A 12,555-nucleotide genomic window follows, 5' to 3' on the forward strand; every position below is an offset into this window, starting at 1 on the left:
GGCCAGTCTGCCCCCATTGCTGAAAGAGGCTCGTAGCCTGTTTTTGCAAGAGGAAGAATGATCTCGTTGACTTCTTCAGAACTCACACCAAACGATTGTTGTTTGTGTAGAAGCTTTTCTGGAGAAGGTTGGCTAAATTCGTTACTTGCATCTGGTAGCTTTTTCAAGCTCAGAAGATTCTCTTCAACCCACTTTTCATAAGGCTGTGCACTTGCGATGCCGTCTTTCACTTCTTCATCAGAAATGATGCGACCTTGCTCAAGGTCAGCAACGAAGATACGACCAGGCTGCAGACGACCACGGTATTCAACGTTCTCTGGTGCGATTTCAACTACGCCAGATTCAGACGCCATCACTAGGAAGTCGTCTTTAGTTACTGTGTAGCGAGAAGGACGCAGACCGTTTCGGTCAAGTGTTGCACCAACTTGAACACCATCGGTGAAACATACTGACGCAGGGCCATCCCATGGTTCCATCACGTTCGCGTGGTACTGGTAGAACGCACGACGAGTTGGATCCATGTTTTTGTTTTCTTGCCATGCTTCAGGAATCATCATCATCAATGCATGTGGCAGGCTACGACCAGATAAAACTAGGAGCTCAAGTGCCATATCAAAGTTTGATGAATCTGAACTGCCTTCCTGACAAATAGGAAGAAGCATGTCGATTTCAGCTTTGGTGAAAAGATCAGATTCAATGATCGCTTCACGAGCTTTCATCCAGTTCAAGTTACCACGGACCGTATTGATTTCGCCGTTATGAGCGATGTAACGGAAAGGTTGAGCTAGACGCCAGCGAGGGAATGTATTGGTAGAGAATCGAGAGTGAACCAAAGCTAAAGCGGTCACCATCGTTGGGTTTTGAAGGTCTAGGAAGTACTGAGGAACCTGTTCCGTCGTTAACTGGCCTTTATAAACCAGAGTCTTGTATGACATTGAGTTGATGTAGAAATCATCCCCAATGTTAGACACACTTTCTAGGCAAACTCGAACAGTATAATTACGCAGCACGTAAAGCTTACGCTCTAGCTCTTCAGGTGTCGTACTCGGGCCACCTGTAATGAAGACATGTTCAAATTGAGGCTCAGTGCTTAATGGATCAGCACCAATCATAGAGTTGTCTGTCGGCAGCTCGCGGTAGCCTAATACTTCCAGTTCCAAGCGTTGAGCATTACGCTCAAGGATGTCACGACACTGAGCACGTTTATGTTCATCTTTAGGGAAAAGTACAACACCAACACCGTATTTTTCGAAAGAAGGTAGCTTGATACCCAGCGATACTGATTCTTCGAGTAAAAATTCATGAGGCTTTTGCAGCAAAATACCCGCACCGTCACCTGAGCAAGGATCGCAACCTTGACCACCACGGTGTTCCATACGCGCTAGCATATCGAGTGCTTGAGTTACTACATCATGAGATTTACGGTTTTTTAAGTGAGCAACAAAACCGATACCACACGCATCATGCTCCAATTCCGGAGTATACATGCCCTGTGCACTCTGCTCTCTATCTACCATAGATACATCCTTCCAGTTTAATATCGACGCAACATCGCTAAGTCCAACTTAGTGTTGAGTCTGTTCCTTTATTTTTATGAATCTAAACCAACCAGTGTGATTGGTCTGAGTCCTTTCCGTCTCTCGCTGAAATATATGGCGAGAAAAACATTCCTTAGTGATATCCAGTTGTTTCAAATCACAATCCAGTGACTTATATAGGTGGGAGGTTGGATTCACCGATTAATCTGCAACTAATCGTGTAATTAAGAATACAAATTAGGCGCTATTGTGTAAGTATCCTACAATTTTGTCGAGGCTCATTGCAATGAAAACTGACGCTTGTAGACCATTTTTTTAGTTAAAAAATGCATATTATAGTTAACATTTGTGCAACAGGAGGTTTTTTTACCAACATTTCTGCATGTTTATTGATTTTCGATAGTTAATCTCAATATGCAGGCCATTAATATGCGTGACTTTATCTTGCAGGGATGTAATTAATTTTCAGTAATCGAATTGATAATAGTTTCGATTGCTAGCGTTTTAGCAAACACAGATATGGTCGGTTTATGCAGTTACATGAGTTGGTTAATACCATTGGTCAAGATTTACAACGCAGATATGGTGAAAAAGTTCACAAGCTAACATTGCATGGTGGCTTTAGCTGCCCCAATAGAGATGGAACGATTGGACGAGGCGGTTGTACATTTTGCAATGTGTCTTCATTTGTTGATGAGGAGACACAGGTCAAAGGCATTGTGGAACAACTTACGGATCGTGCAGGAGAAGTGAAGCGAGCGCGTAAATATCTGGCTTATTTTCAAGCCTACACCAGCACATACGCCGAAGTACAAGTCCTTAGAAATATGTATGAAGAAGCGCTCAAGGCGGCTGATATAGTGGGTTTGTGTGTTGGAACTCGACCTGATTGTGCCCCTGATTCGGTGTTAGACCTACTGTCTGAGTACGTGAATAAAGGTTATGAAATTTGGCTTGAACTTGGGTTGCAAACCGCCAGTAACAAGACGTTAAAACACATCAATCGAGGCCATGATTTTGAATGCTATTCTGAAATTACCCAGCGAGCTCGTTCGTTGGGTATCAAGGTATGCACACACCTGATTGTCGGTTTACCTAAAGAAACCCGAGATGACAATTTAGAAACGTTGGAAAAAGTACTTCAGGTGGGAACCGACGGAATAAAGTTGCACGGCTTACATATTGTTGAAGGCAGTACTATGGCGAAAGCTTGGAAAGCTGGAAAATTGACCGCGCCAGAACTGGAGGATTACGTGTCTATCGCTAGCGAACTTATCCGTATGACACCACCAGAGATCATTTTTCACCGTGTTGCCTCCGCCGCCCGGCGACCAACATTGCTGGCCCCTCTATGGTGTGAAAATCGTTGGCTTGCGATGACCGAAATAGGTCGAGCCCTGGATCGTGATGGTGCTCAGGGCTCATTACTTAATCGGCCTTTTAGCTATTCTGCTCCTGTACTGACAAACTCATAGAACCGCGTTATGAAACAGAACCTAACTGCATAAACTAAGATTTATTTTATGCAGTTAGGTTCTTTTTGCTGTGATGAGGTTAGCTTACCTATCTAGGCTAAAAAGAGTAAACTGAATGCCTATTTAATGTGGAAGCCTATGATGAAACCCATAAAAAACCTCGCCCAGTATTATGTCGATCTTCTCGTTAAGCTTGGTATCCTCCGTTTCTCTATCTTACTCGCCATGGCTCTTGTTGCTCTTGCCGTTGTAGTTCAAGTCGGAATCACTTTGGCCTTAAGTGGTCATGTTGACGATATCGATATCGTTCGTTCGGTATTTTTCGGGTTGATCATCACACCATGGGCTGTTTACTTTCTTTCTGTTGTGGTTGATCAGTTGGAAGAGTCTCGCCAGCGGTTGTCAAAATTGGTGTCAAAATTGAAAGATATGCGCTCTCGAGATCAAGAGTTAAACCTTCGCCTTCAACAAAATATAGCAAAATTAAATTTACAAATAGAAGAGCGTATAAAAGCGGAAGAAGCGAGAAAAGAAGCGATCAATGATCTTGAAAATGAAGTGTATCAGCGAGAAAAAACCCAAGTAGAACTGGCTGAGCGAACGGCGTTATTGCGATCGTTTATCGATGCTTCCCCTGACCTGATTTATTATCGTAATGCTGATGGCATATTCTCGGGTTGTAATCGTGCGATGGAAGAGCTCACCGGTAAAAGAGAAAGTGAGTTGGTTGGATTATCACCAAGAGACGTATATAGCAAAGAAATAGCAGAACAGATCATTGATACCGATCAGAAAGTATTTCTTGATAATCAAGCGATCACTTATGAACAATGGCTGGAATACCCCGATGGCAGAAAAAATTACTTTGAATTGAGAAAAGTGCCTTTTTATAGCAAAGAGGGCGCGCATTTAGGTTTGGTGGGATTTGGCCGTGATATTACCGAACGTAAACAGCATGAAGAGTCATTAGAGAAAGCGAGCCGAGATAAAACCACGTTCATTTCAACCATTAGCCATGAACTCCGCACACCACTCAACGGTATTGTGGGGTTAAGTCGCATGTTGCTAGACAGTCAATTAGACAAAGAGCAACGCAATTACATGCAAACAATCAATGTGAGTGCGATAACACTGGGCCATATTTTCAGCGATATTATCGATATGGATAAGTTTGACCGCCGAAAATTAGAGTTACTGCCAACGCCACTTCATTTTGAAGAGTTCATCGCTGAAATAGAAAGCATCTCTGCGCTTATGGCTGAACAAAAGGGCCTTCGGTTTGATCTGGAAAGATTAAGTGCCCTCCCTTCGACGATTCAAGTCGATGGCACACGATTACGGCAAGTACTTTGGAATCTCATTAGCAATGCGATGAAGTTTACCAAAGAAGGTGGCGTCGTGATGACGGTCAGCGCGGAAAGCTATGATGAGCACGCTGACATTGTTATTGAGATTGAAGATACGGGAATCGGCATTGCAGAGAGCGAACTGGATAAAATATTCGCTATGTATTATCAGGTGAAGTCGGGCAAGGATAATCTTCATGCAGTAGGGACAGGGATTGGTTTATCGGTTTCAAAACAGCTGATTAAAATGATGAATGGCGATATATCGGTATCGAGTGAGGAAGGGTTTGGTACCACATTTACTGTGACGATGACGGTGCCTCTTGCTGAGGGTTCAACGACAGATAAAGCCATACCTGTTGTGCAGCCTGGCCTGAATATCTTTATGGTTGAAGACATTGAGTTAAATGTCACCGTTGCCCGCTCATTGCTAGAAAGCCTTGGGCATCAAGTGACGGTAGCCATGACAGGGGAAGAAGCCATTGATACTTTCAATCCGGAGTATTTTGATTTGGTTTTACTGGATATTCAATTGCCCGATATGACGGGGTTTGATGTGGCTCAGTCATACCGACAAACTTACGATGATTTACCGCCTTTAGTCGCCCTAACAGCAAATGTATTGAAGAATAAGAAGGAATACTTAGACAAAGGCATGGATGAGGCATTGAGTAAGCCACTTTCCGTGTTAGCGATTCAAGATGTCATTGCTCGGTTGTGTCAGGCAGAATGTTCATTGAGTGATGCAGCGGCTTCTGAGTCGATTAAAGAAAGCGTCGTATCAGACGATACTTACAGCACTTTACTCGATCTCACGATGTTAGAATCCTATGTCGATATCGTGGGGATCAAGCCAGTTATTGATAGCATCGAAATGTTTGAAGAGATGATGCCTGGCTATATTGAAATTCTCGATTCAAACATGATTGCAAAAGACCAAGACCGAATTGTCTCTGAGGCCCATAAAATAAAAGGCGCCGCTGGCTCCATTGGTTTGAAACGCATTCAAAGTATCGCGCAAAAAGCGCAATCACCAGAAAGGGTGACTTGGTGGGAGAACATTTCTGACTGGGTAGAAGAGATTAAAAATGAATATCAGCATGATATTAAAATATTAAAAGAATGGTTAGCTCAAAGGTAATAATTATGATGAAAAAAATCGCATTGATATCTCTGGCACTGACAGTGCTAGGCGGGTGTCAAAATACGGAAGTGAATTGGCAAGAAAGCAGCACCACGGTCGTTGCGCAAACACAGATTGAGTTAAAAAGCTCACTTTGGGTAGATAGAATGCCAACAATCGGTGAATCATCTCAGTCAGAGGAGAATTTGCATGCTGCCATTTATATTGAGTCTCAAGGCGAGTTACCCGCTGAGTTAGATATTAATCGTGTTTCGATTAAACAGGGCGGCGAAGAGTGGCTGATCAGCAGTGAAGAGTTTGATATTCGTACTCATAACTCGAATCAGTGGGAGATCGCATTTGTCTGGCAGTTGCCTGTTAATCCAGGGCTTCCTGTTGATGTGGCATTGCAACTCAGTAGCGACGGTCAAGAGCAGTGGTTGGTTGAACGTGATGTGAACATTGATATGGTTCATTAAGTTGAGTGTCGAATGTTGTAATCTGAACGTGACAAATTGGTAATAAAAAGGCTTGCTATCGGTAGCAAGCCTTTCTTGTCATTGATGTACTTAAATGACGATTATTCGTCTAAGTCACCACAGAAACGGTAACCTTCACCGTGAATCGTGGCAATGATCTCTGGCGTACCAGAAACAGATTCGAAGTGTTTACGAATACGTCTGATCGTTACGTCAACTGTACGATCGTGCGGCTTTAATTCGCGTCCAGTCATTTTCTTTAGCAAATCTGCACGAGTTTGAATCTTACCCGGATTTTCACAGAAGTGAAGAAGCGCACGGAACTCAGAGCGTGGAAGCTTGTAGCCGTCGCCACTTGGGCTCACTAGAGAGCGACTGTTAATATCGAGTACCCAACCGTTAAACTCATATTTTTCTACACTGCGCTTTTCTTCGTGCACATCGCTAGCGTTCATTGAGCGGCTTAAAAGGTTACGAGCACGTATTGTTAGCTCTCTAGGGTTAAAAGGTTTTGTAATGTAATCATCAGCACCAATTTCAAGACCTAAAATTTTATCAACTTCATTGTCTCGTCCGGTTAGAAACATCAACGCTACGTTTGCTTGTTCACGCAGTTCTCTAGCAAGTAAAAGTCCATTTTTGCCTGGAAGGTTAATGTCCATAATAACCAAGTTAACTTGATTATCAGACAGAACTTGGTGCATCTCTTCACCGTCACTGGCTTCAAAAACAGCGTATCCCTCTGCTTCAAAAATACTCTTAAGAGTGTTACGAGTTACTTGTTCATCTTCAACGATAAGGATCTGCGGGGTTTGCATTGTCGGTACCTAAACTTGTGATAAAATTGTGCTAATAGGTTAAATACTAGGCAAAAAAATTACATTTGGTTAATTAATTTTTAATAATAAACTAAAGTTATTAAAAATAATACTACCGTTGCCGACTATCCTTAGTGCCACAATTTGTGGGTAGAATTTCCTTATCCCTTCTGTCAACTCTATTAGTCTATGCCGCAGATTTTATATTTTTAACAGCATGCTAACAATGACTGAATGTTAATTCCTTGAGTTTTGTTGATTTACATCAAGAGTTCAAATGTAACAAATAATAATAGTAATGGGGTTTAGTTGTTAAGCTTATTATGCATCTAAGTGTGCATTTGATACTGTCTTTTTGTCTTTCTGCCAAGATGCACATCGGAATTAAACAAGGTTACCCTTACTTCAGGAGGAAGACTTGACCAAGCCATCGTCCTAGTAAGCAGCAAAGGATTAACATTAATCATGGAGGAACTATGAACGATATAACACCGGATATTTGTGACCAGTATGAAGATAAGGTGACTCTCATTGAGCAGCCCTTACAAAACTTTGGTTTAAGAGATGCTTTTTTTGGCCAAATTGAAACGGTACGTTGTTATCACGACAATTCGAAAGTTCGAGATGTTTTGGCGACAAACGGCAAAGGGAAAGTACTGGTTGTTGATGGCAGCCATTCTTGTCGAAAAGCACTGATGGGTGATCAGGTCGCCATTCTCGCCATTGAAAATGGTTGGGAAGGGGTGATCATTTTTGGTGCGGTAAGGGATGTTGCTCAACTATCTCAAATGGATCTCGGCATCAAAGCGTTAGGTGCATGTCCGTTTAAAACAGAGAAAAGAGGGGCGGGCGATGTGAACGTAACGTTATCGATACAGAACCAGATGATTCAACCTGGTGATTACATCTACGCGGATTGGAATGGTGTTATTACATCAAAAGAGAAGCTGATCGAATCATCATAATATCGGCTTTGGGATGAAGCTGACCGCCACGACTACTCTCTATTAATCGGGTACTAGTAAGTCGTCGGTATCTCTGAGGGTTGATTCTTTAACTGCAGGGAGGTGGGATTATTCGTATATTGAGGTTTAAAAGCGAAATCCAAACCCTAACTCAATACCTTGTTGCCACTCTTGATAATCGAGAGTGGCATGTAAATCGATATTCTCAGTTAACTTCATTCGGCTAGAGACCTCTGCCGAAAGCGCACCAGATTTCGTGTCATTGACGACTTCGGAATAAGAATGAAGAGAGCTTTTTACAGAAACTCGATTGGTCAATTGATAACTAACACCACTTAACAACCCATTGCCATCACTGTCTGCATTGTTTATACGAGTACCTACGTACAAATCAATGTTATCGAAAAGGCTGTACGAGTAACCGGTGTCAACTTTCCATGAATCGAATTGGTTTGAGCCTTGCTCACTGGTCACAAAAAGTCGATGGGGAGAAGAGGTCGCATTAGAAAGTGGGGGCAGTGGAGACGCGACGACATAAGAACTGAACGTCAGCATGATAAGACTGAATAGTATCTTCATGGGCCACTCCTTTGCCGTACTTTGTTATTTTTGTTTAAGCCTAAGTAAAGCACAAAATCTAACCAACTGTCAGCCCTTCTATATAGTAATTAGTTATTAAAACCTTCATTTTTGATATTTAGCCGTAAACGATTGCATTACAGCAAAATAAACAAGGTAATTAGCGTGAAAAGTTAAAAAAACCAACTTTTCGTTGACTATATGAGCCTAAATAAGGTAAACGTATAGTTAATGAGACACGAGGTTAGAGAAATTTCTATGTTATATGCCCGCACACTAGTAATGACCACCATTATTATTACCGACATGACCAATGTTGGGGCAGGCTGCTAACCGAAAAGAAATTCAAAAAAGGCCTGTATCCAACGAGATACAGGCCTTTTTTTATATCAGTTTAAAAACTTTGGAGAGAAGGGATGCGAGTATTAAAGTTTGGAGGTTCATCATTAGCGGATGCTGATCGTTTTTTAAGAGCGGCGGATATCATCGCTAATAATGCACAGCAAGAAGAAGTGGCCGTCGTACTGTCGGCACCAGGTAAAACAACCAATAAGTTAGTCGCAGTCATAGAAGCGGCTCTTCAAAACGGTGAAGCTGATTTACAGATCTCAGAACTTGAGTCGTCTTTTAAAGAGCTGTTTGAGAAAATTAAGTCTGAACTGCCTAATGTTTGCGGTAAAGGCTTTAACGAGCAAATGAAAACCTCTTTATCTCAATTACGCCAGTTCGTTCATGGCATCAATTTATTGGGCATGTGCCCTAACCATGTGAATGCTCGCATTATCAGTAAAGGCGAACGAATTTCAATTCAATTGATGAAGTCGGTTCTTGAAGCGAAAAATCAACCAGCGAGTCTGATTGATCCTGTCCAGTATCTTTTTGCGAAAGGCGACCACCTTGAAGCCATGGTCGATGTGGAAGTTTCAACCCAGAACTTTAAACAAACCCCTCTTCCAGAAGGCCATGTGAATATCATGCCTGGTTTTACAGCGGGTAATGAAAAAGGTGAATTGGTTACTCTAGGGCGTAATGGTTCGGACTATTCGGCTGCGGTATTAGCGGCTTGTTTACGTGCTGATTGTTGTGAGATTTGGACAGATGTAGATGGCGTTTACAACTGTGACCCGCGCTTAGTTGACGATGCGCGCCTGTTAAAATCATTGAGCTATCAAGAAGCGATGGAGCTGTCGTATTTTGGAGCGTCAGTACTTCATCCTAAAACCATCGCACCGATTGCCCAATTTCACATACCATGTTTGATCAAAAACAGCTTTAACCCACAAGGTGCGGGTACGTTAATTGGCCAAGATACTGGCGAAGATAACCTGGCAATCAAAGGGATCACCACGCTGAATGACCTGACGATGGTTAACGTTTCAGGGCCTGGTATGAAAGGCATGGTTGGAATGGCAAGCCGTGTCTTTGGCGCCATGTCATCAGCAGGTGTGTCTATTGTGCTTATTACACAATCCTCGTCGGAATACAGTATCAGCTTTTGTATTGAATCTGTGGATAAGCTACGCGCGAAACAAGTGTTGAGCGATGCTTTTGAACTTGAGTTAAAAGATGGCTTACTTGAGCCTGTTGAATTCATGGATAATGTCGCTATCGTGACACTGGTCGGTGATGGCATGCGTACTTCTCGCGGTGTTGCATCACAGTTCTTCGCTTCACTGGCTGAAGTTAATGTCAACATTGTGGCTATCGCACAAGGTTCTTCTGAGCGAGCCATTTCTGCGGTTATCCCTGAAGACAAAATTGCGGAAGCGATTAAAGCGTGTCATGAGAACCTGTTTAATTCAAAGCACTTCTTGGATGTTTTCGTTGTCGGTATCGGTGGCGTTGGTGGCGAATTAGTGGATCAGATTCAGCGTCAGCAAGCGAAACTGGCTGATAAAGGTATTGTGATTCGCGTGTGTGGCTTAGCCAATAGCAAGGGCTTGTTGCTCGATAGTGCGGGCTTACCTTTGGAGCATTGGCGAGACCTAATGCAAAACACCACGGAAGAGTTTAGCTTAGCGCGCCTTATTTCTTTGGTGCAACGTAACCACATTATCAACCCTGTGTTAGTGGATTGTACGTCCAGCGAAGTGATTGCTAACCAGTATGCGGATTTCCTAGGAGCGGGTTTCCACGTCGTTACACCCAATAAGAAAGCCAATACATCCAGCATGGCGTATTACCACCAATTGCGTGAGGTTGCCCGTAGCTCCCGTCGTAAATTAATGTATGAAACAACGGTTGGTGCCGGCCTTCCAGTTATCGAGAACTTGCAGAACTTAATCTCTGCGGGTGATGAACTGGAAAAATTCAACGGTATCTTATCTGGATCGCTTTCTTACATTTTCGGCAAGCTAGATGAAGGAATGACCCTCAGCCAAGCGACCAATATCGCCAAAGATAATGGTTTTACTGAACCGGACCCTCGTGACGATCTTTCCGGTATGGATGTGGCTCGTAAACTGCTCATTCTTGCTCGTGAAGCGGGTATGGCATTAGAGCTAGAAGATGTGATTGTTGATCAAGCGCTGCCACCGGGCTTTGATGATTCAGGCAGTGTTGAAGAGTTTATGGCGCGCTTGCCAGAAGCTGATGCTTATTTCCAACAGCTTTGTGCTGATTCCGCTAAAGAAGGCAAGGTATTGCGATATGTGGGTGAAATTCAAGATGGGAAATGCAAGGTTCGCATTGCTGCCGTTGATGAAAATGACCCAATGTACAAAATTAAAGACGGTGAAAATGCGTTGGCATTTTACAGTCGCTATTATCAACCTATTCCATTGGTCCTTCGCGGCTATGGTGCAGGCACAGAAGTAACCGCAGCAGGGGTTTTCTCTGATGTTATGCGTACCCTTGGTTGGAAGTTAGGAGTATAACCATGAGTAACTCGATGGATGTAGTGGTTTATGCTCCTGCCTCGATAGGCAACGTGAGCGTTGGTTTTGATGTTCTGGGCGCAGCGGTCTCACCAATTGATGGCACTCTGTTGGGTGATAGAGTGCTGGTAAAAAGTGGCAGCCAACCTTTTAGTTTAAAAACAGCCGGAAGCTTTGTTGCTAAGTTGCCGAGTAACATGGAAGACAACATAGTTTATGATTGCTGGGTCGTGTTTGCTCGTGAATTAGCCAAAAAGAATGTTGAGCTTAAGCCGTTAGAAATGACGCTTGAAAAAAACATGCCTATCGGCTCAGGGCTGGGTTCTAGCGCGTGTTCAATCGTTGCTGCTCTGGATGCTCTTAACCGATTTCATGGGCAACCATTAAATGAAACCGAACTGTTAGCATTAATGGGTGAGATGGAAGGTAAGATCTCTGGTGGTATCCACTACGATAACGTGGCTCCATGTTATCTAGGTGGCTTACAACTGATGTTGGAAGAGCTAGGTATCATTAGCCAGGAAGTCCCATGTTTTGATGAGTGGTACTGGGTGATGGCGTATCCAGGTATTACCGTTTCTACCGCTGAAGCGCGTGAAATACTGCCTTCTCAATATCGTCGTCAAGATATCATTGCTCATGGCCGACACTTAGCGGGTTTTATTCACGCTTGCCATTCTGGTCAGCCTGAATTAGCGGCAAAAATGATCAAAGACGTGATCGCAGAACCATATCGTGAGAAACTGCTCCCCGGTTTTGCTGACGCGAGAAAGTACGCAATGTCAGCAGGGGCGCTAGCCACCGGAATTTCTGGTAGTGGCCCAACGCTATTTAGTGTTTGTAAAGATAAAGAAGTCGCTGAGCGAGTTGCTCGTTGGCTTGAACAAAATTATGTACAAAATCAAGAAGGATTCGTCCATGTTTGTCGTTTAGACAAGCAAGGCTCGACCGTTACAGGAAGTTCACTATGAAGCTCTACAACATCAAAGAAAATGATGAACAAGTCTCTTTTAGCCAAGCCGTTCGCCAAGGTCTAGGCCGTAATCAAGGGCTATTTTTCCCATCAGAATTACCTAAGTTTGACGACATTGATGCGCTACTAGCAGAAGATTTTACGTCTCGCAGTGCAAAAATCTTGTCAGCACTCATTGGTGATGAATTGTCAAAAGAAACGGTGACTGGCTTAGTGGCAGAAGCGTTTCAATTTCCTGCACCGATTAAGCAAGTGAAAGAGGGTGTTTATGCACTAGAGCTATTTCACGGACCAACACTCGCCTTTAAAGATTTTGGTGGCCGTTTTATGGCTCAATCTCTTGCGGCAGTCTCTAATGGCGGGAAAATCACGATTTTAACAGC

The 12,555-nt window shown here is 43.1% G+C and carries 8 protein-coding genes, 2 pseudogenes and 1 other annotated feature; of the genes and pseudogenes, 7 read left to right on the top strand and 3 right to left on the bottom strand.

What is annotated here, in order from left to right; genetic code table 11:
• Positions 1 to 1,517 (bottom strand): annotated as a pseudogene (locus ACP45E_RS12875) (glutamate synthase subunit alpha); the annotation flags it as partial.
• 551 nt (positions 1,518 to 2,068) lie between these two features.
• Here ACP45E_RS12875 and ACP45E_RS12880 point away from each other — a divergent pair.
• The 3 genes from ACP45E_RS12880 (at position 2,069) to ACP45E_RS12890 (ending at position 5,961) form a co-directional block, all read left to right on the top strand.
• A complete protein-coding gene (locus ACP45E_RS12880) occupies positions 2,069 to 3,013 on the top strand; it encodes a TIGR01212 family radical SAM protein (RefSeq protein ID WP_017037344.1) in 945 nt (314 codons plus the stop codon).
• A 141-nt stretch (positions 3,014 to 3,154) separates the two neighbouring features.
• Entirely contained in the window at positions 3,155 to 5,500 is a 2,346-nt protein-coding gene (arcB, locus tag ACP45E_RS12885) for an aerobic respiration two-component sensor histidine kinase ArcB (protein ID WP_026026522.1), read from the top strand.
• 5 nt (positions 5,501 to 5,505) lie between these two features.
• Entirely contained in the window at positions 5,506 to 5,961 is a 456-nt protein-coding gene (locus tag ACP45E_RS12890) for a hypothetical protein (RefSeq protein WP_017035423.1), read from the top strand.
• A 101-nt stretch (positions 5,962 to 6,062) separates the two neighbouring features.
• Here the strand turns inward: ACP45E_RS12890 and arcA are convergent, their stop codons facing one another.
• The gene (arcA, locus tag ACP45E_RS12895; RefSeq protein ID WP_017035422.1) at positions 6,063 to 6,779 is read right to left on the bottom strand and encodes a two-component system response regulator ArcA; all 717 of its coding nucleotides are present in this window, start codon (positions 6,777 to 6,779) and stop codon (positions 6,063 to 6,065) included.
• Positions 6,780 to 7,255: 476 nt separating this feature from the next.
• On the opposite strand from arcA, the gene ACP45E_RS12900 reads away from it, so the two are divergent.
• Positions 7,256 to 7,744 (top strand): putative 4-hydroxy-4-methyl-2-oxoglutarate aldolase, encoded by a 489-nt coding sequence (locus ACP45E_RS12900; RefSeq protein ID WP_017037346.1) that lies wholly within the window; start codon positions 7,256 to 7,258, stop codon positions 7,742 to 7,744.
• 126 nt (positions 7,745 to 7,870) lie between these two features.
• On the opposite strand, the gene ACP45E_RS12905 is transcribed toward ACP45E_RS12900, so the two are convergent.
• Complete coding sequence (locus ACP45E_RS12905) at positions 7,871 to 8,323, bottom strand: hypothetical protein (protein WP_017035420.1); 453 nt, start codon at positions 8,321 to 8,323, stop codon at positions 7,871 to 7,873.
• A 271-nt stretch (positions 8,324 to 8,594) separates the two neighbouring features.
• Positions 8,595 to 8,710: a sequence feature (Thr leader region), on the top strand.
• A gap of 29 nt (positions 8,711 to 8,739) precedes the next feature.
• Between ACP45E_RS12905 and thrA the strand changes: the two genes are divergently transcribed.
• The 3 genes and pseudogenes from thrA to ACP45E_RS12920 all read left to right on the top strand — a co-directional run.
• Positions 8,740 to 11,199, top strand: a complete 2,460-nt coding sequence (gene thrA, locus ACP45E_RS12910) for a bifunctional aspartate kinase/homoserine dehydrogenase I (protein ID WP_017035419.1) — start codon at positions 8,740 to 8,742, stop codon at positions 11,197 to 11,199.
• Positions 11,200 to 11,213: 14 nt separating this feature from the next.
• The gene (gene thrB, locus ACP45E_RS12915; protein ID WP_026026524.1) at positions 11,214 to 12,170 is read left to right on the top strand and encodes a homoserine kinase; all 957 of its coding nucleotides are present in this window, start codon (positions 11,214 to 11,216) and stop codon (positions 12,168 to 12,170) included.
• Positions 12,167 to 12,555, top strand: a pseudogene (locus ACP45E_RS12920) (threonine synthase); the annotation flags it as partial. The gene thrB and the pseudogene ACP45E_RS12920, both read left to right, overlap by 4 nt.

Origin of the sequence: Vibrio genomosp. F10 str. 9ZD137 (assembly GCF_049974785.1) — a bacterium.
Lineage (GTDB): Bacteria > Pseudomonadota > Gammaproteobacteria > Enterobacterales > Vibrionaceae > Vibrio.